This window comes from Pseudomonas sp. DF11, assembly GCF_058148565.1.
The window spans coordinates 203,863-225,690 of sequence record NZ_JBYVYN010000003.1; the positions used below are offsets into that span (position 1 = coordinate 203,863).

Annotated in this window: 26 protein-coding genes; 2 read left to right on the forward strand and 24 right to left on the reverse strand. The window is 61.6% G+C overall.

Annotation, left to right across the window (positions count from 1 at the left end):
• Positions 1-6 precede the first annotated feature (6 nt).
• Complete coding sequence (locus AC30D9_RS11305) at positions 7-753, reverse strand: tRNA-uridine aminocarboxypropyltransferase (protein ID WP_307574947.1); 747 nt, start codon at positions 751-753, stop codon at positions 7-9.
• 184 nt (positions 754-937) lie between these two features.
• On the opposite strand from AC30D9_RS11305, the gene AC30D9_RS11310 reads away from it, so the two are divergent.
• Positions 938-1,360, forward strand: coding sequence for a quorum-sensing-regulated virulence factor family protein (locus AC30D9_RS11310; protein ID WP_109755671.1), 423 nt, complete (start codon positions 938-940; stop codon positions 1,358-1,360).
• On the opposite strand, the gene AC30D9_RS11315 is transcribed toward AC30D9_RS11310, so the two are convergent.
• A complete protein-coding gene (locus AC30D9_RS11315; protein WP_109755670.1) occupies positions 1,361-1,555 on the reverse strand; it encodes a hypothetical protein in 195 nt (64 codons plus the stop codon).
• Between the two features lie 441 nt (positions 1,556-1,996).
• Between AC30D9_RS11315 and AC30D9_RS11320 the strand changes: the two genes are divergently transcribed.
• A complete protein-coding gene (locus AC30D9_RS11320) occupies positions 1,997-3,115 on the forward strand; it encodes an LOG family protein (RefSeq protein ID WP_109755669.1) in 1,119 nt (372 codons plus the stop codon).
• Between the two features lie 45 nt (positions 3,116-3,160).
• On the opposite strand, the gene recX is transcribed toward AC30D9_RS11320, so the two are convergent.
• The 22 genes from recX to AC30D9_RS11430 all read right to left on the reverse strand — a co-directional run bounded on the left by recX (position 3,161) and on the right by AC30D9_RS11430 (position 21,796).
• Positions 3,161-3,628 (reverse strand): recombination regulator RecX, encoded by a 468-nt coding sequence (recX, locus tag AC30D9_RS11325; RefSeq protein WP_053118941.1) that lies wholly within the window; start codon positions 3,626-3,628, stop codon positions 3,161-3,163.
• 8 nt (positions 3,629-3,636) lie between these two features.
• The gene (gene recA / locus AC30D9_RS11330) at positions 3,637-4,689 is read right to left on the reverse strand and encodes a recombinase RecA (protein WP_134923029.1); all 1,053 of its coding nucleotides are present in this window, start codon (positions 4,687-4,689) and stop codon (positions 3,637-3,639) included.
• A gap of 83 nt (positions 4,690-4,772) precedes the next feature.
• Positions 4,773-5,273 carry a CinA family protein gene (locus AC30D9_RS11335; protein ID WP_490144049.1) on the reverse strand — a complete coding sequence of 167 codons (501 nt, stop codon included), beginning with the start codon at positions 5,271-5,273 and terminating at the stop codon, positions 4,773-4,775.
• 70 nt (positions 5,274-5,343) lie between these two features.
• Complete coding sequence (locus tag AC30D9_RS11340; RefSeq protein WP_490144050.1) at positions 5,344-5,880, reverse strand: lysis system i-spanin subunit Rz; 537 nt, start codon at positions 5,878-5,880, stop codon at positions 5,344-5,346.
• Positions 5,862-6,425 (reverse strand): glycoside hydrolase family 19 protein, encoded by a 564-nt coding sequence (locus AC30D9_RS11345; protein WP_490144051.1) that lies wholly within the window; start codon positions 6,423-6,425, stop codon positions 5,862-5,864. Before AC30D9_RS11345 ends, AC30D9_RS11340 begins: the two co-directional genes overlap by 19 nt.
• A gap of 45 nt (positions 6,426-6,470) precedes the next feature.
• Positions 6,471-7,619, reverse strand: a complete 1,149-nt coding sequence (locus AC30D9_RS11350) for a tail fiber protein (RefSeq protein ID WP_307574957.1) — start codon at positions 7,617-7,619, stop codon at positions 6,471-6,473.
• 10 nt (positions 7,620-7,629) lie between these two features.
• Positions 7,630-8,229: a YmfQ family protein gene (locus AC30D9_RS11355; RefSeq protein WP_490144052.1), complete on the reverse strand. Its 600-nt coding sequence runs from the start codon at positions 8,227-8,229 to the stop codon at positions 7,630-7,632.
• Entirely contained in the window at positions 8,217-9,257 is a 1,041-nt protein-coding gene (locus tag AC30D9_RS11360) for a baseplate J/gp47 family protein (protein WP_490144053.1), read from the reverse strand. Before AC30D9_RS11360 ends, AC30D9_RS11355 begins: the two co-directional genes overlap by 13 nt.
• Positions 9,247-9,645, reverse strand: coding sequence for a phage GP46 family protein (locus AC30D9_RS11365; protein WP_134923024.1), 399 nt, complete (start codon positions 9,643-9,645; stop codon positions 9,247-9,249). Before AC30D9_RS11365 ends, AC30D9_RS11360 begins: the two co-directional genes overlap by 11 nt.
• Positions 9,645-10,154 carry a phage baseplate assembly protein V gene (locus AC30D9_RS11370; protein ID WP_490144054.1) on the reverse strand — a complete coding sequence of 170 codons (510 nt, stop codon included), beginning with the start codon at positions 10,152-10,154 and terminating at the stop codon, positions 9,645-9,647. The genes AC30D9_RS11365 and AC30D9_RS11370 overlap by 1 nt, the downstream gene beginning before the upstream one ends.
• 650 nt (positions 10,155-10,804) lie before the next feature.
• Positions 10,805-11,845, reverse strand: coding sequence for a phage baseplate assembly protein (locus AC30D9_RS11375; RefSeq protein ID WP_490144055.1), 1,041 nt, complete (start codon positions 11,843-11,845; stop codon positions 10,805-10,807).
• Between the two features lie 3 nt (positions 11,846-11,848).
• Entirely contained in the window at positions 11,849-13,087 is a 1,239-nt protein-coding gene (locus AC30D9_RS11380; RefSeq protein WP_490144056.1) for a DNA circularization protein, read from the reverse strand.
• Entirely contained in the window at positions 13,074-14,648 is a 1,575-nt protein-coding gene (locus AC30D9_RS11385) for a phage tail family protein (RefSeq protein ID WP_307574969.1), read from the reverse strand. Before AC30D9_RS11385 ends, AC30D9_RS11380 begins: the two co-directional genes overlap by 14 nt.
• Positions 14,649-14,778: 130 nt before the next feature.
• Entirely contained in the window at positions 14,779-15,075 is a 297-nt protein-coding gene (locus tag AC30D9_RS11390) for a phage tail assembly protein (protein WP_047230006.1), read from the reverse strand.
• On the reverse strand, positions 15,072-15,419 hold the full coding sequence (locus tag AC30D9_RS11395; RefSeq protein WP_134923017.1) for a phage tail tube protein: 348 nt from the start codon (positions 15,417-15,419) through the stop codon (positions 15,072-15,074). Before AC30D9_RS11395 ends, AC30D9_RS11390 begins: the two co-directional genes overlap by 4 nt.
• Before the next feature lie 66 nt (positions 15,420-15,485).
• The gene (locus AC30D9_RS11400) at positions 15,486-16,982 is read right to left on the reverse strand and encodes a phage tail sheath subtilisin-like domain-containing protein (RefSeq protein WP_134923016.1); all 1,497 of its coding nucleotides are present in this window, start codon (positions 16,980-16,982) and stop codon (positions 15,486-15,488) included.
• On the reverse strand, positions 16,982-17,164 hold the full coding sequence (locus AC30D9_RS11405) for a DUF2635 domain-containing protein (RefSeq protein WP_003198311.1): 183 nt from the start codon (positions 17,162-17,164) through the stop codon (positions 16,982-16,984). The genes AC30D9_RS11400 and AC30D9_RS11405 overlap by 1 nt, the downstream gene beginning before the upstream one ends.
• On the reverse strand, positions 17,161-17,727 hold the full coding sequence (locus AC30D9_RS11410; protein WP_490144057.1) for a phage tail terminator protein: 567 nt from the start codon (positions 17,725-17,727) through the stop codon (positions 17,161-17,163). Before AC30D9_RS11410 ends, AC30D9_RS11405 begins: the two co-directional genes overlap by 4 nt.
• A 274-nt stretch (positions 17,728-18,001) precedes the next feature.
• Positions 18,002-19,018 carry a phage late control D family protein gene (locus tag AC30D9_RS11415; RefSeq protein ID WP_490144058.1) on the reverse strand — a complete coding sequence of 339 codons (1,017 nt, stop codon included), beginning with the start codon at positions 19,016-19,018 and terminating at the stop codon, positions 18,002-18,004.
• A gap of 9 nt (positions 19,019-19,027) precedes the next feature.
• Positions 19,028-19,240: a tail protein X gene (locus tag AC30D9_RS11420; protein ID WP_063322730.1), complete on the reverse strand. Its 213-nt coding sequence runs from the start codon at positions 19,238-19,240 to the stop codon at positions 19,028-19,030.
• Positions 19,233-19,616, reverse strand: coding sequence for a phage tail protein (locus AC30D9_RS11425; RefSeq protein ID WP_134923014.1), 384 nt, complete (start codon positions 19,614-19,616; stop codon positions 19,233-19,235). Before AC30D9_RS11425 ends, AC30D9_RS11420 begins: the two co-directional genes overlap by 8 nt.
• Positions 19,616-21,796, reverse strand: a complete 2,181-nt coding sequence (locus AC30D9_RS11430; RefSeq protein ID WP_490144059.1) for a phage tail tape measure protein — start codon at positions 21,794-21,796, stop codon at positions 19,616-19,618. The genes AC30D9_RS11425 and AC30D9_RS11430 overlap by 1 nt, the downstream gene beginning before the upstream one ends.
• Positions 21,797-21,828 lie beyond the last annotated feature (32 nt).

The window sequence follows — 21,828 nt, forward strand, 5'->3', positions numbered from 1 at the left end:
GGGCCACTATTGGGCCAATACCGCTTGCGGTCTACGGATAAAGGCTTGCAACTGCGCATGGGCCGGGGTCGACAGGTTCACCTCCTGTTGCTCCTTGGCACCCAGGTAATGCTGGCTGAACACATCGAAATAGGCGTCCAGGGCCGAGGCGGCGTCGCTGTCTCCCGCCAGTTCCAGACACAACGCCGCCACTTCGGCGGTGCACAGGTGCTCGCTGCGAGTCGAACGACGCAAGCGGTAGCGCGACAGTCTGTCGGGCAGCAGGCTCAGGATCGGCAGCCGGTCGAAATACGGGCTCTTACGGAAAATCTTCCGCGCCTCCGTCCAGGTCGCGTCCAGCAGAATGAACAACGGGCGCTTGGAATGATCGAGGTCAACCGCGTGGGTGACCCGCGATGGCTCGACGTATTCGCCAGGAAACACCAGGTACGGTTGCCATTGCGGATCGTTCAGCAATGCCAGCAGTTGTTCATCGACGTCGGTGCGCGACCAGATGAATGCATGATTGTCGCGCACCACATCGGCAATCAGCCAACCGGTGTTGCTCGGCTTGAACACTTCCTTGTTGGTCATGATCAGGCAAACCCCGGAACGGGTCTCGACGCTAGGACGCCAGGCGCACAGGCAATGGCTCTCGATCACTCGGCAGGCGCTGCAACGGGGGGCGCGCCAACCACGGGCCTGGATCGGCCTGATTCCTTCATCGATGCGCTGGTCGCGCAGGCGGGCTACGGCGTTTGGGGCATGATTCATTGTGGGCGACGCCAACAAGCAGGAAAACTCGACACAAACAACACTCGGCAGGGCAATGAAGGCCGGCAGTCTACCAGAGCCTGCAAGCCTGTACCGCCCGCCCAGGCTCCCCTATAATTCCCCGCCACTGAACGCACAGTCATGTGATCGGTCGAACCACCAGTCACTGAACCAGGAGAGTTTCATGCTGCGCCTTATCGTCCCTACCGTTGCCGTTTTGCTGGCAACGTCCCTCAGCGCTCAGGCTGCCTCGCTGAAAGAACTCGAACTGAACAAGATGCTGCAGAACGTCGCCAGGGAAAGTAGCGTCGGTACGCCACGGGCGATCAACGAAGACATCCTCGACCAGGGCTATACCGTCGAAGGCACCGAGTTGATCAATCACCTGAGCGTGCAAAGCAGTCATGCCCAGAAAATGCGCGCTGACCCCAAGGCCGTGTATTTCCAGCTGGGCTCTACCGTGTGCACCAATCCGGGCTTTCGCAAGTTGATGGCCAAGGGCGCGACCATGCGCTACGAATTCACCGAAGTTAAGACCAACCGACCGGTCGCGACCGAGCGCTTCCAGGAATCGGACTGCCCGAAACCGGCCAAGACCAAGAAGTAATCAACCCAAGCGTGCGCGCCGCTGCTCATCGTCGGCGCGCAGTTCGGCTACCAGCGCTTGCAGATAACGCGAGCGCCAGGTCCGGCCTTCCAGCCGTCGGCAGCATTCCTCTTCAAGACTTACCTGATTGGCCTTAGCCGCTTCCAACAACGTCAGGTATAACTGCCTGTCGAGTTCCAGAGTCACCCTGGCCATCTCTCCCGCCTCCATGCCCTATCCGCTTCAGTCCATCGCCTGACGCCCAGCCCTGAGCGCCGAATTGCATTGGCACGCTTGTTATCAGTAAATCAGAGCGGCACGTAGCCAGTCACCAATCTGACGAGCGGTGGGGTATTTCAGCGGTTGCCAACGGTCACTTTTGAGCGCCATGATCAGGGCTACGAAGATCAGCTAGATTCAGAAGTATCTTTTGTCATCGGGCAGAACGAGGCTGCCCTGCCAGTACCTTGCCGTGTGATTGTTTTCATCCAAGGGAAAAACAGAACCTGTTGGATGGCTTGATCGCTTTGCTGCACACCGCGTCGAGCCAGGTCGAACGTCCAGGCACGGGCCTGGGCCGACAACGACACACGGAGTGTCGTGGCCCTGACGAATCTCTCGTTCGGGCCAAGGGTTCTGTTAAGAAGGAGAAGTTGAATGCCTTACAAACCGAATGACCTGCTCAGTCGTCATTTTGAGAACCACGGCCACGACCTCACCCGCAAGGTCGAAGAGCAACTCAACCTGGTGTCCCCCAACAGTCCCAACCTCCCCATTTACCGAGACATGATCCTGACCGTGCTGCGCATGGCCCAGGAAGATCACAACCGCTGGAATGCCAAGATCACGCTACAGGCCTTGAGGGAACTGGAACACGCCTTCCGTACACTCGAACAGTTCAAGGGCCGACGCAAGGTCACCGTCTTCGGCTCGGCCCGAACGCCCATCGAACATCCTTTGTATGGCCTGGCCCGAGAGCTGGGGGCTGCGCTGGCCCGCTCGGACATGATGGTCATCACCGGTGCAGGCGGTGGCATCATGGCCGCTGCCCACGAAGGCGCGGGGCGTGACCATAGCCTGGGATTCAATATCACCCTGCCTTTCGAGCAGCACGCAAACCCGACCGTTGAAGGCACGCCGAACCTGCTGCCGTTCCACTTCTTCTTCACCCGCAAACTGTTTTTCGTCAAAGAGGCCGATGCACTGGTGCTCTGCCCCGGCGGTTTCGGCACGCTAGATGAGGCTCTGGAAGTCCTGACGCTGGTGCAGACAGGCAAGAGCCCGCTGGTACCGGTTGTCCTGCTGGATGTCCCAGGGGGCAAGTTCTGGCAAGGTGCCTTGGATTTTATCCGTGAGCAATTGGAGCAAAACCGCTACATCCTGCCCACTGACATGAAACTGATGCGCCTGGTTTACAACGCTGAAGACGCCGTGGAAGAGATCAACCAGTTCTACCGCAACTTCCACTCCAGTCGCTGGCTCAAGCATCAGTTCGTGATCCGCATGAATCACAAGCTAAGCGAACAGGCATTGCAGCAGATGCAGGCGGATTTTGCCGACCTGTGCCTGAACGACTGCTTCCATCAACATGAGTACAGCGGTGAAGAGCACGACGAGCCTCGCTTCAGTCATCTGACGCGACTGGCGTTTACTTTCAATGCCCGCGACCACGGCCGCTTGAGGGAACTGGTGGACTTCATCAATTTGCCGGAAAACTGGGCCCAACCCGCCCAAAAGCCCCATCCCCTCACGTGGGAGCCGATCAAGGTAACCTGAGCCCATAAAAAAACGGCCCGCTATCGAAATAGCGGGCCGTTTTATTTAATCGTCCATACCGCGACCGCTGAACAAGCGGTTGATCATTTCCATGGAGTAGCCTCGGTACGCCAGGAAACGCCCTTGTTTCGCGCGTTCTCGTGCATCGATGGGCAAATGCCCTGAGAACTTGCGCCGCCAGGTGTCCGTCAGTTGCTCCTGCCAATCGATACCGCTTTCGCGCAAGGCGAGTTCGATATCCGGGCGCTGCAAACCACGCTGGCCCAGCTCCTCACGAATGCGCAAAGGCCCGTAGCCGGAGCGGGCGCGATAAGCGACGAAGCTTTCCAGGTAACGGGACTCCGACAGCAGGCCCTCTTCAGTCAAACGGTCGAGGGCTGTGTCGATCAACTCATCGGGCGCGCCACGCTGACGTAGTTTACGCGTCAGCTCGACTCGCCCGTGCTCGCGCCTGGCGAGCAGGTCCATCGCAGTTCGCCGCACCGCGACGAGGGTATCGAGTACGGCGGTCATCGGATCGATCAGATATCAGCGTCAGCCAGGTCATCAACGGTCTCGCGGTTGGCTACCGACTTGACGTCTGCCACTGGGCTCAGCAGCTTGTCACGCAGTTGCTTCTCGAGGGCCGCGGCAACTTCCGGATTGTCTGCCAGGAACTTGGCCGAGTTGGCCTTGCCCTGACCGATCTTGGTGCCGTTGTAGGCATACCAGGCGCCGGATTTTTCGACGAAACCGTGCAACACACCCAGGTCGATCATCTCGCCATTGAGGTAGATGCCCTTGCCGTAAAGAATCTGGAACTCGGCCTGACGGAACGGCGAAGCCACCTTGTTCTTCACGACCTTGACGCGGGTTTCGCTGCCAACAACCTCATCACCCTCTTTCACCGCGCCAGTACGGCGGATGTCGAGGCGAACCGAGGCGTAGAACTTCAGCGCGTTACCACCGGTGGTGGTTTCCGGGCTACCGAACATCACGCCGATCTTCATACGGATCTGGTTGATGAAGATCACCAGGCAGTTGGCGTTCTTGATGTTACCGGTGATCTTGCGCAGGGCCTGGGACATCAGGCGAGCCTGGAGGCCCACGTGCATGTCGCCCATTTCACCTTCGATTTCCGCCTTTGGCACCAGTGCCGCCACGGAGTCGACGATGATCACGTCGACCGCGTTGGAACGCACCAGCATGTCGGTGATTTCCAGGGCCTGCTCGCCGGTGTCCGGCTGGGAAACCAGCAGGTCATCGACGTTGACCCCCAGTTTGCCTGCGTATTCCGGGTCCAGGGCGTGTTCGGCGTCGACGAAGGCGCAGGTCGCGCCGGCTTTTTGGGCCTGGGCGATCACGGACAAGGTCAGTGTGGTTTTACCGGACGACTCAGGACCGTAGATCTCAACGATACGGCCTTTTGGCAGGCCGCCGATGCCGAGCGCGATGTCCAGGCCCAGGGAGCCGGTGGAGATGGAAGGAATAGCCTGACGGTCCTGATCGCCCATACGCATTACGGCACCCTTGCCGAATTGACGTTCGATCTGACCCAAGGCCGCAGCCAAGGCTTTCTTCTTGTTGTCGTCCATTAAAGTCCTCACGTAATCAATAAGGCCTGACGGCCAACACCTGTATAAGTAGCCAGTATTATTCCACAGCGTTCGAGGATCGCCTACCCCTGATTTGAGATTTCTACAGCGGTATGTTGCAGCAGCCCCTCTAGCGCGGCCTTCACCGTTTGTCGGCGGACCTCGTCACGGTTGCCCGCAAAGAACTGCTGCTCGCTGACGACCTTCTCGCCAACGCCCCAGGCCAGCCAGACCGTGCCCACCGGTTTGTTCGGCGAACCACCGTCCGGTCCCGCTATACCACTGACCGCCACGGCAAAACGCGCCAGGCTCTTGTGCTGGGCACCGCGCGCCATGGCCTCGACCACCTCGCGGCTGACCGCCCCCACCGTCTCGAACAACTCGCTCGGCACGTTCAACTGCTGGGTCTTCTGACGATTGGAATAGGTCACGAACCCCGCCTCGAACCAGGCCGAGCTCCCGGGAATCCGGGTGATTGCCTCGGCAATCCCCCCGCCCGTACAGGATTCGGCCGTGGTCACATGGGCATTGAGCAATTGCAGGCGCCTGCCCAGTTCGGCGGCCAGTTCGGTAATGTCGTCCATGATGCTCTCCTGATTCGACACAATGGGGCCTACCGTACACGAGCAGCCGAAGCTTGCAAGGCTCGCCGGATTACCGACCCAGCGCTCTGATATAGGCCTGACAGGCCTGCAAGGCAATCAATCCGCGATCACCGGCGTCGGTGATGGCGATAATTCGTTGAGCATGCGCCGGGTCAAGTCGGGCGCGTGGGGCGCCATGATCCACGCCGCCGGGGCGGGTGGTGGCAGGCACTGCACAGCCGGCGGCAATATCGTCGGCGTCGAGGAGGACTGACAGCCGGACATCGGCAGTAGCAAGGCGATCGCGCAAGCGATCCTGGTCACGTTGGGCATCGCTCAAGGCTCGGTAATGGGTTTGTTCACTGGCGGCCAGTTGTTGCTCCAAGGCTTGGCGTTTGTCTTGCTCGGCCTTTTGTTGCAAGGCAGCAGCCTGGGTTATTTGATTCAGCGTTGTGGCCTGGGACTGCGCCAGTTGCGCCAGTTGTTGGCCATAACGCCAATCCTGGACCCGCCATGCCAACACCGCCGGACCACCCGCCAACAGCGCCAGCAACATCAGGACAACAAGGGTGCGGGAAGAAAATGGCATCAGGTCGAAGGCTGACATAACACCGCCCTCGCCCGTGCCCAGAGTTGCAGGCGATCCTCCAACCCGTTCAAACCGCCGTTGATACGGCGGGTGATGGTATTGAACTGATCGCGGTCGGCCAGTTCGTTCAAGCCGTTTTGCTCCCAGAACCATGCAGCGGACTCCGCGGCCCATTGCGGTTGCTCCAGCAGCTCAGGCAAGGCCAGCAGACGGTCATCACCAAACAGGCCAAGACTGCAACGTAGATAGTTGTCGTGGCCGGTCATTTGAATCAGTCCGCGACCACGATACTTCTGACCGTCACCGTCGGCCTGGGGCGTATTGCCCAGGCGAGCGGCCAACGATCCTGTGTCGTATTTGCTGAGATATTGATCACCGCCGAGCTCGCGCACATAGCGCAACTGTCCCGATTCATGACCGACCTGCGCCAGAAAAGCAGCGATACGTTTGGGGGTGTCGATACGGTAGCGAGACATGGCGTTGTTAAGTGCGGAAACAAAAACGCCCGCTTGGGAGCGGGCGTTGGGGTAAATGGTGCGCAACTGAAGATAGGTGACGGGCATCACTCACTCCCGTGATTAATGAATGGCTGGCAAAAGGCTTGAACCTCAGTATTTGATTACATACAACAACGCCACGTTTCGAGGACGCGATTCATTACCGCCGGTCGCCACCACGGAGACGGTGTGGGCATGATCGCCAACGGCCGCTATCGCGACAGTGTGAGCATGATCCCCCACCGCGTTGATTGTCAGAGTGTGAGCATGGTTACCCCCCGCAGCACTCACTGCGACGTAGTCGCCCGGCCCGCTACCGGTGCCCTGACGGCCATAAGAGGTATTGTTACCGTTAGCCAGAATGCCATGCTGGTGATCCCCGGAGTTGTTTGTAACACCGGTATGGGTGTGAGTACCCGCGGCCCCCGTCGAGGCACCGTGGGTGTGGGTTCCCGCAGCCGCTGTGGTGGCTGTGTGGGTGTGCGACGCGTTCTGCCCACCTTGTGCGCTCCCCAGTGCCCGCGCCGAGTCGACTCCACGCCCATCATCCCAGCCACGAATGAATTCACCACGCAGATCTGGCAAAGCAAAGGTTGTGTTGCCATCACCCGCCCCGAAGCGTGTACCTATCGCAGCGAACAGCGCAGCATACTGTGTGCGTGAAACGGTATCGCCGTTGCATTTGAGCCAACCGCTGGGCGGTTCAGCTGTTGCAACGGCTTTAATGTCACCAGCGTCGCTGCCCGTCTGCTTGACCATCCCGGTGCTCGCGACCATCACCCACGCACCGCTGGCGATCGAGCTGTTCCATTGCACCCAGACATCACCACCGACAGTGATTTCTCCGCTCTGAATGGCGTTATGGTCTACCCCTACAATTGGCCTGGCCGGCAAACCGTTCGGGGAAAATGTGCTGGCACCGGTATTTGCCCGCGCCGCCTTGAAACGCAATACCAAGCCATCCACCAATGCCAAGGGAGCGGGTTTGTAAGTAGCGCTGTAAGCGTTGTCCGTGCCGGTGTCCAATGCGTAATCGACCAATCCCGACTGGTTGATTTTGCGTACCGCCAACAGCAACTGCCCAAGATCGGTTTCGTCAGGAACTATCCCTGCCCCAGCAATTACCCCCAATAGCTCCTGGGTAACGGAATTGCCCCAAGCCGCCGGGATCAACGACCCCGGTGCACCGGTTACTGGATTCTCATCGACAAACTTGCCATTGACCAAGCCAACACTGGGCACGCTCTTTGGATAATCCATTTTCTACTCCTTAGTCATAATTGATGTGCACCTGCGCATGAGCGGGTGCGCTGCGATGGATCAGGCATTCCAGAGCCGAGCCTGGATTCATGCCGAAACGTTCGCCCCAATAGCTGGCGCCGAAACGGCGGCCGAGCGAGAGGCGTCCGCCAGTGTTGAGGGTCCACATGAATTGAACTCGCCAGGTCCCGAAATGCGTCTGACCAAACCTCGAAAGCCCCATTCGCGGCGCCCGGTGCTCGGTCACAGTCGCATCGGGGTAACCCTGGCTGCGTGCGATGCTGACGAAATACGCCGCCGCCTGACTGCCTACCGCCAGCAACCGCCGACGCACCGCCAAACGACGATCGTCATACAGCGGTGTAGCGCCAAGACACGGATCAGGCAGGTTCATCACCCGCTCCCAGTCCGGCACCAGCTCACTCACTCCCGCCGGGTCCATTTCGTGAAGCAGGTCGGCAGCGCGGGCGTCGAGGCGGGCCAGTTCCTGGGCGATGCCGCCTAGCACTTCTTCCAGTTCCGGCACACGCTCCGGGTCCCACGCCGGGCCGCTGGGCAGCAGGCTGCGCAGCTGGGCCTGGTACTGTTCGGCGGTTCTTATTCCAGCCATACGCAGCCTCCGAAAGTCAGCAGTTGATTGCTGGCCGCAACCACATCGGCGCTCGGCGCAGTGAGTTTGTGATCGGTTTCGCCGGTAGCACTGCTGATGGCTTCGGCGATGTGAGTCAGCAACAGGGTTTCGCCAAGACCGGCTTCGCGGTTATGCAAGTCACGCAGTTGGGCTTCGATGGCCGCGCGCACGGCGCTGGTGTCCGGGGTAATGCGCAACCGGTAGGTCACGGGAACCTGGGTCGGCGCCAGCACATGGACCTCGGCGGTCACCGGACGCAGCGGTTCGATATAGGCGCGGACTTCCTCCAGTTGCTCGGCATTGGGGATCGGCTGCGGGTCGTCGTCGCGCATGATGAACAGGCCAACGGTGCCAGGGCCCAGATAGCTGCCACGGCACCAGGCGCGGGTGACGCCGGGGCACTCCAGGGCCCAGGTTTCATAGTCCTGGGCCGAGCCGCCGTGGGGGATGATGCGGTAGGAGCGGATCACCCGCGCTCGCAGGGATTCGAGGCTTTCTCGGGCGACACCGCCGGTCAGCCCTGGGGCCAGCACGGTGAAGCTGCTGCCGATACCGAGGATCGGTTGAACGGGCGTCAGCACCAGGCCGGCGTCGGCGTTGCCCAGGCTGCCAGCGTCCAGTGCAGCGATGGTGGTGCTGTTCAGACCGTTGCTGGTGGTGCGGGCACTGGTCACCTTGTAGGTGCGGCCATCGGTGGATTGCAGCAGCGTGTCGACATCCAGCACAGCACCCGCTGAGGCAGTGAAGCTGACGCTGCCGCTGGCGACCTGGGCCGCTTTGCGCGCCTGGTTCAGGCGCAGGGCGGCAATGCGCTCCAGGGTCGATTCGTCGGCCTTGTCCGGCAGGATCTGCTCGGCGATCCAATCCAGGTAGCCATACAGGCCATAGGCGGCGCCGCCAAGAGTACGGGCCAACACTTGGGCATCGGACTGGCGCAGCGAGTCGCTGGCCAGGTCGCTTTGGGCGCGTTTGATCAGCACCGGCAGCGAAGGGGTTTCAAACGGCATAGGTCACCTGCCAACTGTTATCGGGGTTGATGTCCAGACGCTCGCCGTCGGCCAGGGTCAGGACTGTGCGCAGGTTCAGGCGCTGGGCGTCGAGGCGTTCGCTGATGATGTCGATGGCGCTGCAGTGGCCGTCGTCAATCAGCCATTGCAGGGCTTCGCGAGCGTAGAACTCGGCGTCGAGTTGGGTCTGGCGGGTCAGCTTGACCCGGCGCAACAGCCACAGCCGCGAGCCGATACGGTCATCGGCGACAGTCGGAAAGGTGTCGCCCCACCAGCCGAAACGTTCCTCATCATCGACGGCATCGTCGTCAGCGGCGCGGCGCCAGGTGAACAGGCTGATCAGCACCGCGCGGGTCAGCGCGGCACGAAGGTTCTGGCTGATGAACATCACTGGCCTCCCGCCGGCGCGCCGGTCTGCCCGCTGCCGGCCTGTACGCCACCATGCACGTGCTTGATCTGGCTGATGCCGGCGGCGACCTGGTCGCCCTGGGAAACGAGTTTGCCGGTGTGGTTGATGATCGGGCTGTCGATGTTCACCGCGCTGCTGGCGCGGATGTTCAGGGTTGCGGTGTCGATATCGATGACGCGGCCACGCTTGAAGTGGATCTTGTCGCCTTCGTCGGTGTAGATCGCCACTTCGCCAGGGGCCAGGGCCTTGAGGCGGAAACGACGGTCGGCGACCACCAGCACCACGGCATGGGAACGATCACCGCCCAGGAACGTGGCGATGCCCTCGGCGCCAGCCAGCGGGTTGCTGGTGAAGCCGTAGGGTTCGAAGTGCTCCATGTCGTCGTTCACTTCGCCGGCGGTGAGGCGCATTTGCAGCGATTGCAACTTGGTGGCCGAATTGGCGAGCACGACAGTGCCGCGCGCCAGGAGGCGGGTCAGTAGGCTCATTGAGGATTTCCTTGAGAATCGGGGACTTGAACGCGGTGTTCGAATCAACATCTCTATTGGCTGGGCTACCGCCATCGCGAGCAGGCTCGCTCCCACAAGGGATTTGCGGTGGGCAGAAACGTGGAGGCGATCTCGAAATACTGTGGGAGCGGGCTTGCTCGCGAAGGGGCAGACACATTCAACATTGAGGCAAGCGGACCCACCGCTTTCGCGAGCAAGCCCGCTCCCACAAGGGATTTGCGGTGGGCAGAAACGTGGAGGCGATCTCGAAATACTGTGGGAGCGGGCTTGCTCGCGAAGGGGCAGGCACATCCAACATTGAGGCAAGCTGACCCACCGCTTTCGCGAGCAAGCCCGCTCCCACAAGGGATTTGCGGTGGGCAGAAACGTGGAGGCGATCTCGAAATACTGTGGGAGCGGGCTTGCTCGCGAAGGGGCAGGCACATTCAACATTGAGGCAAGCTGGCCCACCGCTTTCGCGAGCAAGCCCGTTCCCACAAGGGATTTGCGGTGGGCAGAAACGTGGAGGCGATCTCGAAATACTGTGGGAGCGGGCTTGCTCGCGAAGGGGCAGGCACATCCAACATTGAGGCAAGCTGACCCACCGCTTTCGCGAGCAAGCCCGTTCCCACAAGGCGCTGTGCGTTGGCTCAGGTTTTGGGTGGCACCGGGTTGGCATCGAAGGTATGCGGCGGTGCGACTTGCAAGGTAGTGATGGAGCCTTGGGCGGACAGTGAGTAGGTCACTTTGGAAATCAGCATGTCGCTGTCAAACCCCAGCACCGGATCGATCACCCGCACCAGGGTGTTATGCCGCCACAAGTCACCATTGGCCTGGCGCCAGCCCTGCACGCGGTAGGTGGTGGTCAGGGCCTTGCCGGTGCGGATCGCGCTTTCCCAGTCGGCCCGTTGCTGGGCCAGTTCGAAGGTCAACTGCGCGCTTTCGCTGATCACCGTCACCCGCTTGCGCTTGAAGCTCAGGTCCGTAGCGGTACCGGAGACTTCGCTCACCGCCGCCCCACTCTGCCGGTCATTACCCTTGTGTTGGCCGATGACCCGGTATTCGGAGAACACCTGGCTGTAGTCCATCGGCGCATTGCCGGAGAGAATGTTCTTGCCCAGCTCCAGCACATCACTGGCCCGTCCGCCGCTGCCGGGTTTGGCCAGTAGCACGCGCCCTTGTGCGTCGTCGGTGGAAAACACCCGGAATAACGTCAGCAAACGGTCGATGGATTGAAAGACCGTTTCCCCCGGGACGATGCTGTGCTCACTCAACCGCGCGTTTTCCGGAATCTCGCTGATCACCCCCACGCCATATTGAGAAGCCAGGGCCTGGACAATGCTCAGCACCGTTTGCCCGCGCCATTGGCTCGGACGGTTGATCGCCGCGCAGTCCACCAGGTCCTGGGTCTTCGAACCGCCTTCGATGCTCAGGCTGATCTGGCGTCCGTCATAACTGACCGGCGCCTTGAACACATAGCCGCTGAGCACCAGGTCAGCACCGATGCGCACCTGGCATTCATCGCCCGGCCGAATCGGCATCGCTTGGATCTGCCCCGGCCATTGCCAGGTGATATCGAGTTTGAACGTGCGGAACTGGCGCTCCAGGTCCGCACTGATTTCCACGTTTTTCCAGCCGCCGTAATCCAGCCCGCCGACGGTGAGCGAGACGGCGTTGTCGTGCTCATTCATGGCTTACTCCCCCGAGACTTTCAGGTCATTGGGCGGCAGGAAACCCGGATGGGCTACGCCGTTGCGCTGGGTCACTTCCGTCACCCGGGTGGCATCGGCGAATTGCTGATACGCCACCACCAACGCCGGCAGGCTTTGCTTGAACGACAGGTTGATCAGTCTTACACCCGACGACGCCACCGCCGTCAGATGCGCGGCCATTTGCTGACGCAGGTTGTTCAGCGCCTGGTAGTGCTCCGGATCAGCCTTGAGCGAGGCTTGCCAGATGGCCTCGTTGAGGGCATCGCGCAGGGCCAGCACATCGTCGGCCACCGGCACGTCCCGGCGCTGGACCGGTTGCACCGCCTGTTGCGCCACCGAGGGCGTAGCGCCCAACTTGACCGCCGGTGCGGCCACCGGCATCGCCGCAATCCATTGCGCGGCCTGCACCAGCAGCGTGTCCTGCACCAGATCGGCCACGGCCTGGGCCGCCGCCGTGGTGTCCTTGCCGGTGGTGAGCTTGGGAGCGTCGGCCTTACGAATCGCTTCCACCTGTTGCGACACGCTGGCAATCACGCCGCGATAGCCGTCACGGGCAAAGTCCTTCAACTCCCGGATGTCCCCCAGCAACCCCTTGAACTCGGCCGCCACCTCCTTGGGCAGCTCTTTCACCGCCTTGACCAGATCGCTGAGTTGCCGATAGGTCTCGATCAACGGCTTGAGCTCCTGCTCGATCACACCGTAGACCTCCTTGAGGCTGTTGCGCAGATCAGCGATGCCGATTCGCGCGGCCTTGATCAGGGTCATGGCGTCTTCGAAGCGCCGCACCGCCGAACCGAGGAAGCTGTCGGCCGAGACCAGCAACAGTTTCTGGCTGTTGATCGCAGCCGAGGGGAATTGCAGCGGCTGATCGGGGTAGAACTTCAGGGCGAAGGTCACCAGCCCGCCGTCCTGGCGGGTGTGGGTCATGTCGCATTCGCCGACCTTGACCTGCAGGCGCCCCAACCACGGATGCACCAGTTCGCCGCTGCCCTGCTCCAACGCCTTGAGCAGCTTGTCACGTTGCTCCAGGCAATCGGGGCCGACGATGAACGCAGTCAGCTCATGTATCTTCGCCTGCTGGCCGAGCCCTTCGAAGAACGGCTGGTCGCGCTGTGGATACTCATGCAACTGGCCTTTGTGGCCGACCGAGTTTTTCGCCTGGTCGACCCAGAACCCGACGCCGCGAAACGACGCCGGCAACAAACGATCACGCCAGCTCATTGGAGCCTCCTGTGGACAGTGAGCGATAGCCGATGCGCGAACTCACCGCCAGGGCCGGTTGATTGGTCTGCGGCGGGTCGACGCGCAACCCGGCCGGGGCGTTTTCGAAGCGCACCGTAAGGCCGCCTTCGAGTTGTGTGCGGTTATTGGCGGCGCTTTGTTGCACCAGGGCACTGGAGGTTTGCGGCAATGCTCCCGGTGCCAGTGAGGTTTTCGCTGGCACGTTGGCGGACGCTGGTGCCAGGCTGGACGACAGGCCCGGAGACTGCTCGCTGGCCCCGCCAAAAAATGCCGGCGCCAGTTCACCCTTGCCTTCGGCATTGGTGGCGCGCTGTGCCTCGGTCAGCCCTTCGACCTTGCCGGTGAAGGTGGTGATGATTTCGCCGAGGCCACCGTTGAAGAACGCCTTGATCGGCGCGATCACGCCCTGCAGCTCATCCCACCACTGAGTGAACCACTCACCCACCGGTCCCCACTGTTTGATGAGGCCCTCGATGGGCGACCACTCGAACAAACCGCTGAACACCGCCAGCATGACCGACACCTGATTGCGAATGCCTTCCCAGATCCCGGCGAAGACTTCACCAATCGTGCCCCAGTTGGCCATGATCAGCCCCAGCGGCGTCCAGTCGAACAGGCCTTTCAAGGCGTCCATCACCGGCACAGTCAGGGCCTTGAGCAAGTCCCAGATCGCCGCGAACAAACCGGTCAGGGGTGTCCAGCTGGCGATGATCAAGCCCAAGGGTGACCAGGCGAACAACGTTTGCATGAAGCCGATGACAGGTGTTGCCGCGGCCACGATCACGTTCCAGAGCGCGCCAAAAAAGCTGCTGATCGGCCCCCAGTGGCTGATCACCTGCCCCAGCGGGGTGAAAGCGAACATCGTCTTGAAGAACTCGACCATCGGCATAACGATCGGCGCCAGCCTCTGCCAGAGCCCGGCGAAGAACGCCGAGATCGGCGTCCAGTGGGCGATGATCATGCCTGCCGCCAAGGCGATGCCCATGGCAATCAAGCTGATGGGATTCATCTTCAAGGCCAGGCTGACCACCTCCAGGGCCTGGCTCGCACCGCTGACGGCCGTCTGGATCGCGTTGAACGCCACCACACCAGTCGCCAGGCCCTGCACCAGTTGCGGGTTGTCCTGAAGCATCTGGGCCACGCCGCTGACCATGGGCTGCAAACTGACCGCCACCGCGTTGACCGCCGGTCCCAGGGCCGAGCCGAACTGCACCGACACATTGCTGATGGAAGTCTTCAATCCATCCAGGCTCTGTGCCGCTATACGGGGCGCTTCAGGCGCCTGGACGGCGCTGCCCGCCGCGCTCGCTGCGCCCGCTTCATCCTTGAAGGCCAGCGCCGACTTGAGCCCGTCCATAAACGGTTGGGCCAAGCCACCGCTGGGCAGCAGGCCGGAAATATCCAGGCTGCCCAGGCCCGTGGCATCGAGGTTCTGCTTGAAGCTCGCGACCTTCGCTCGAAGGTTGGCGAGCTTGGGTGACAGCTCGTCGATGCCAGTCAGCAGCAGCGCTTTTTTCTCTACCTTTTGTGTGTCTGCCATCACTGCACCTGCTGCATCGCATTGATCCGTTGCGCGTGCTCCAGGGATTCACGGAGCACATCCAGTGGCCTGGCCATCATCTGTTCGGGGTCAACCTTCCAGAACCAGGCCAGGTCATAGGCGGCGGCGATCAGGTCGCCGATGGCTGCGACGCCGCACTCATGAAAAAACTCGCGACGGCCCAGCTCAACGCATTGAGGTCAGCCAGGTCCAACTGGTTGACCGACGACGGCGGGATGCCGGCGCAGACTGCGATGTATTTGGCCGCGACATCCATGTCCAGGCTCACCTCCTCGCTCTTGTCGATCTTGTACGGCAGCGCCTTGATCGCCCGGACCTCCTGCACCGTCGGACGGCGCAGGGTCAGTTCGCTCAGCGGCTCGCCGTGGGCCTCGATGGCCACGCGCAACGTCACGACATCACTCATTGCCAGGTCCCCTTGATGCCTTCGAATTTCAGTTCGATGGTGGCGTCGTCGCCCTTGGACACCGGCTCTTCCACCAGGTAGGCGCCGGCCAGCACGTAGACTTTGCCGTTATTGAATTCGCAAGTGACGGTCATGTCGGTGCCGGCGACCAGTTGCTTGAGCGGGAAGTCCGCAGTGTGCAGCGCCGTCACCTTGAAGGACGGGGCGAGGTCGGTTTCCTTGTAGAAGCCCGGTACGACGGTTTCGCGTTTGGTGAACATCAGTGGCGCTTCGCAGCCGCCGTTGATGGTCAATTGAGCGCCGTCCACTTTGACGTAGCAGGTGCCCGCAATCAGTTGACCCATGGTGTTTCTCCCTTCAATAAAAAGCCCACGTGAAGTGGGCTGAGTTCATACGATTGAGCGCGACCTTCAGGCGGCATCGTCGTATTGCAGGCGGAATTGATTGAGCAGCGCGAACACCCGCAGGCCATTGATGTAATCCGGCGGGAACAGCACGTTGACTCGGCTCGGGTCCTGACTGTCGCGCTCGACGATCAAGTGCTCGGCGAACAGCTCGGCATTTTCCACATGACCTTCCAGTTCGAGCTTGGCGTACTGGGCGATCAGTTCACCGCGAATGGTGCTCGGCGTCACGATGGGTTGACCGGCGCCAAAACGGGTGCCGTCGGAGGCCAGTTTGTGGCGACCGTACTTGCTGGTGATCACGCTTTGCAGACGGCGCACGATGAACGCCGACTGGTGCATGGTTTCGCTGTCCAGGTAGGAGTTGTCAGCCTGGCCGAAGGCATTTTTCTGATAGGTGGTGATGGAACGCTGGATGCGCACATAACCGCCTTCGTAGTAAGCGGTGGCGATGCCGTAGTTGAGCAGCGACTGCCGCTCGGTCAGGGTGAAACGTTCGCTGGCCGGGGCCGGATCCAAGCCCGGCAGGCTGCCGCTCTGGGTCGGACGACTGGCGTCGGCGGAGATGAACACCGCAGTGCGGGCGGCCAACGCGGCGGCCTGGACCCAGAACGGTTGCGGTACACCCAACTCCAGGGCCTGGATGGTCATGTGCTGGTCATTGCGCGCCTGACCGGCCGCCACCAGCGTACCGATGGTGCCGCGCTTGGCGCTGTAGACATGGCCGAACAACTGCTTGGCCCAGGACCAGCGACCGGTGCTGTCGTCCATGACTGCTTGCCAGGTGTTGAGGCTCGCCAGGTCCGACCATGGCATGGCGATGAATTCGAACGGTTCGTCGCCCAGGGCCGCAACCGCAGCCGTCTGGTCCGGCACACCGGCGCCGCCGGCCATCGCAGTGATGGCTGTGGTCAGGCCAGCCGGGGTATCTTCGCCATTGCTCTTGCCCAGGCGATTGAACTGCAGGCTGATGTCGTTGCCACTGGCGCCAGTCCATTTGGCGCTGAGAGTGACGACACCTTCAGCGGCCGCAGCGGTCAGCGGCAGGTCGGCGGCGGCGTTGATTTTCAAGGCCAGCGCGGTGGCGGCTTGAGCTGCCGTCGCACCATTGACGATAGCCGCCTGGACACGCACGCCGCCCACGTAAAGGTTGAGCACGCCGCTTTCGGTGGCGGTACCGGTGAGGGTCAGCACGCCCTGTGCGATAGAGCCTTCAGTGTTGTGCAGTGGCAGGCACCAGATTTCACCGAGCGGGTCGGTCTTGCGCCAGGTCTCGTACATCGAGGCGAGCATCGAGCCCTGCCCACCGATGCTCTTGGCCAGCGCGACGCTGGATACCAGCACCAGTTTGCCGACCTCGGTCGGGGCGACGTTGTCATTGACCTGGGCGACGATCAACCGGCGCATGGCCGACGACGCGCTATTGGCGGCCGAATTGTCCATTTCGGCGTAGAACAGCGGAACACGAATATCCGCGGGAATGTTGCTGAATCCGATCGCCATTATTTGGCTCCCTGTGGTTTTGCCGCTTTCACGGCTTTTGTGGTGATATCGCCATCGGCCAGACGTCGACGCCACCAGGCGTTGTCCGGCACTTCACGGCCTTCGAGGGGCAGCAGATCGCCCGCTTCCGGGTCCGGTACGGCACGGCCCGGGGCCGGCAGCACGGTGATGCGTTTGCTCATGGGGTTACGTCTCCAGAGAAGGTCAGTTCCACGCGCCCATCAGGGCCGGGACGTTTCAGGTTGGGGTCCGCCGGGTCGATGGCATCGACCCGCACGGTGGCCCCGGTAAAGGACGACAAGCCGTCCAGTTCACGCTCGTGCCAGCTTTCGGCAGGCTGGCTCGCCAGGTTGCGGCCCAGCTGGAACTCGGCGAAAAAGCGCAGCCGGTACGACACACGGCTGCTGTTGATGGAAACCAGCTCGCCACCGTCGTACTCGATGCCGGTGTAATCGCCACCGACCTTGAACCCCACCAGCGCACGCCACAGCTCGGCACGCAGGTCGTGTAACTGATCCAGCGCTTTTGTCGCGTCGGTGGAGTCGAGTACCAGGGTCACTTCGAAGCGGTCGCGGATCGCTTGCCGGGTGGCGTTTTGCGCAGTGTTCGCACTGGCCAGATCGTTGATCGGCACTACGTAGGCGCAGGGGGCTTGCAAGGTGGCGAGGTCAGCACCTGCCACCACACGATTGGCGAGCGCGGGGCATTGCTCACGCAGTTGCGTGAGGATCGGAGTGATCTTCATGGAGGTGCTCCAGTATCTGAAGGTGCGAGTGCCCCCTGTGGGAGCGGGCTTGCTCGCGAAAGCGGTGGGCCAGGCAACCTGGACGTTGGATGTGCCGGCGTCTTCGCGAGCAAGCCCGCTCCCACAGAAGAACTCGGTTAGGCGCGAAGGTATGTGCAACGCGGGACAGAACTGTGGGAGCGAGCCTGCTCGCGATGGCGGTGTGTCAGGCAACATCAATGCTGGCTATGACGGCCTCATCGCGAGCAGGCTCGCTCCCACAGGGGAGTGGTGTTTAGGCCCTGGCATCCAGGCAGGTTGCATCAATCTCGCAGCGGTAGCTTTTTTCCCGGTCGCCGCTGGCGGTGACTTTGTCGATCGACCAACGACCGCGCATGAAGTCCGGCCAGGAAGGGTCCAACAGCACGATGCCTTCGGCGGACAATCCCGGGTTGCCAGGACAGCCAATCTTCACCTTGAGGGCTTCGCGCATCATCCGCCGCACCTCGCCTTCGCCAGCGGCGCGGGCATCGTCTGCGCTCTGGAAACGTTGGCGCAGGGTCTTGAACGGCGCGAGGCCGCTCTCCTCGACGCGCACTTTGCCGGTCGCCGCGTCCCACCAACTGGTCTTGCAACCCTGGTATTTCGCCCGGGCGGTTTCTTCCAGCTTGGCCGAGATAAAGGCGTTATCCCCCGGGCGATTATTGGTGGTCACCGACAACTTTATCTCCGGCAAGACCTTGCCCGACAACGACTTCGCCTGACCGCGCCGAGCCAGCACATACAACTCGTTGATTGGCTTGGCGACGGCGTCATAACGGTGGGCCAGGCGCGTCAGGAACCCCATGTCGGTTTCGTTGGACTGGTCGATGTGCTCGATTTTTATCAGCGACAGGTCCGGCGCAACACGAGGGGAAAAACCGTGCCTGCTGGTCAATTGCCGAAACAGCGCCCCCAGGGTCGTCGGGCCATGGCTGACGGATCGGCGCTGCTTGAACCCGGTCTGGTCCGCCGCGCTGAACGGCGCGGCCATGGCCACCAGGACCAGTTGCAGGGGAAACAGCATCGGCGTGCGTCCGGTAATGACGAACTCGCCTTTATCCACCAGCCCCGACTCCAGATAACCGACCCGCAGGCCGATTTTTCCACCCAGGCTGGGCATCCCTTCAAGCCCGTCCAGGCTGATCGTCAGCGTCAGTTGATCGGACTCGATCCCCGCCGCGTCGACGTGCGACCACTTGAGCAAGCGTTCGTTGAGCAGTGCTGCATTTGCACCATAAATTTCCACCGCTGGCGTGAAACCCAGTGACATGTTGCCTCCTTAATCCCAGGCCGAAACCGGTGGGGTTGCCACGGGTTTGAGATCCACTTCCGGCAAGACCACCCACACGCCCGCCGGCAATACCGGGCCCCACTCAGCCAATCCCGGATTGAGCCGCCAGAGCGCTTCCTCGACGATGTCGTCACAACGCTCCAACTCGCGATACAGCAACAGATTCACCGAATCACCGGCGATACTTCGAACCCTACGCATTGGCGAACTCCATCAATACCACCACCCAGCCGACCACCATCGCCGTGCCGTCATCAATGATTTCGGTCTGGGTTTCCGTGACCTTGTTGATCTGCCACAGGCCCCAGTTGCGGCCGATGCCATCGACCAACGGCAGCGGAATGCGCTGTGCCTGCAGGGCGCGCAGTTCATCGAGGCGATCCATGGCGGTCGCGTACATCGACTTGCCCGTGATCGTCAGTTCTTGCAGGCCCTGGCCGATCTGGCTCGACTTGGGTTTGCTGGTGAGAATGTCGATGTTTTTCCAGCCACCGTCCGACGTGTGCACCAGTTGGTGGTAGGCAAAATTTCTCGACAGGCCGAAGATGAAACTGCCCAATGCCATTTGTTGGCGCATCACGTACCTCCGTCGGTCAGGGCCGCGTCACTGCGCATGGCAAGTGTGTTGGGCATGGTCGTTAAGCCGAATTGGCCCGAGAGCTGCTGTACCACCAGGTTGGCCAATTGACTGGCGCTGGCCTGGTCTTGGCCATTGATGTAGATGTTTGCGGTCATGGTGTTCTGTTGTGTGGTGGTCTGGGCGCCGGCCAGGTCTTTGCTGATCTGCTCTGGAGCGGCGAGTCTGTCGACGGGGGCGACGAGCTTTTCGCCAAGAGACGCGCCGGCATCGCTCCCCAACCAGCCGCCCAGCAGTCCGCCAAGCACACCACCAATGGCAGTGCCGATCACCGGAACGACACTACCCAAAGCGGCACCGGCCGCAGACCCCGCAGCAGCACCTGCCCAGCCGCCACCGGCGGCTCCCAGGCCTGCGCCCATCATTCGCTTGTCGCCGGTAAGCACACCCTCGGCCACGTCAGCGACAGCGCCGACTACTTTTAATGGGCCGGGCGCCCGGCGAGTCATCGCGCGTAATGAGGCCGTTGGTCCGAGTGAAAGACGCCCTGCGCTCCCTCGTGAGCCTCGTGTACTGACGCGTATTTTCGGCCTTCCCGTGGATTCGGGACGCTGGCTGGCATTGCTTGGATCCAGCTTGTCCCCACGAGGATTTTTTCTGAAGTCTTCGGAGATCACCTCACCCAATTGGCCGGGAAGGTACGGGGCAGCCTTACCCAGCACCCGCTTGGCCACCTGATTGGACACCTCATCCCCTACGGCTTTGAGCAATGCACTCACCAGCGGTTTGATCGCTGCGGCAACCAGCACAATTGCAGCGGTGGCTTTAGGTGAGGACTCAGCCAATTCACTCATGCCATCGGCCAGCGAACCCAACGCCTGAAGCGAGCTATCCGCCACGGGCGCCAAGGCATCGCCCGTAGCCACCGACAGACGCTCAGCACGTGCATCCAAGACATTCCACTGGCCTTGCCGGGTATTCGACAGCGCCAACGCGTCCTGCCTTACCGAGCCCTTATCACCCAACTGCGACGTGGCGTATTGGGCCGGGTCTTTCACTTGTCCGAAGGCTTCATTCACATCGGCCAGTTTCTGCGCCATGCGCAGCACCGCTTCATCCCCACTGCCAAACAGCGAAGAAGCAAGGGCCGAGCGTTTTTCAGCCGGCTGCGCGTTCAAGGCCGCAAGCACCGTCATCACCGTGCCAGACGTCGTGTCCTTGTCACGCAAGCCGCTTGCCACCGCGTTCGGCTCCAGGCCCAGTTGCTTCCAGGCCGCTTGCTCGGTGGCAGAGGCCTGATCCCCCTTGCCCAGGGCAGTCGTGAAGTTATCAAGCGCCACGCCGGCTTCAGCCTGTTGCGTGCCGGTATTGAGCAATGCCGCCGTCAACGCTGCCGCTTGCGCAGGAGCCAGGCCCGCCGTCGTCGCAGCCGCACCGTCACGCTGCAAGACGGCGCCGATGTCTCCCGGTTTCGCCCCACCGGGGATCTTGCTCAACTGGTTGATGGCATCCGCCAGGTCAAAGGCTTGAGCGCCGCTGAGCTTCATGGAGGTGCGCCAACCGACCATCATCTCGGCGACTTCCATGGCCGGTTTTCTGAACGCCGATGCAGTGACGCCAACATCACTGGCAAAGTGCAACAGTTCGAACTGTCGGTCCGATGCATTGGGCAGATCGCGACCGATGCCAGCACTGGCTGCCAGGCTTTCGATTCTCACCAGGTCAACCGCTTTGGTTCCGCCGGCTGCCACCAATGGTGCGCGGGCGATCTGCTGAGTCGGCCCAGCCATCTCTGCGATCTGACGAGGGGTAAACTGGGTGGCCAGCTTCAGATCGGCCATGGCCAAATCCATCGCTATCGCCGGTTTGAGCAGCGCCGGCGGTTCGAAACCGCCACTGAGCTTGCCCTTGGGCTCATTGGCCGACTCACTCTTGGTGCCGGCGCCCATCGCTTGGGAAAACAATCGTTGCGCCGACAGCTTCACGGTCAGCGACTCGATCGCCGTAGTCAGCAGCCCGAGCTTGAGCCCGAGCGTTTCCAGCGCCAGATCGAGGCTCGAAAGCTGGTCCCTGGCAAACGCGCCCTGTGCCGACACGCCACTGGCGAGGTTGGTATTACCGAACGCCAACCCACTCTCATTGAAGGCTGCGTATTTGAGCGAATATCTATCGTCCGCCATCCCGCTCTACTCCTGTTTCACGCCAAGGCGAG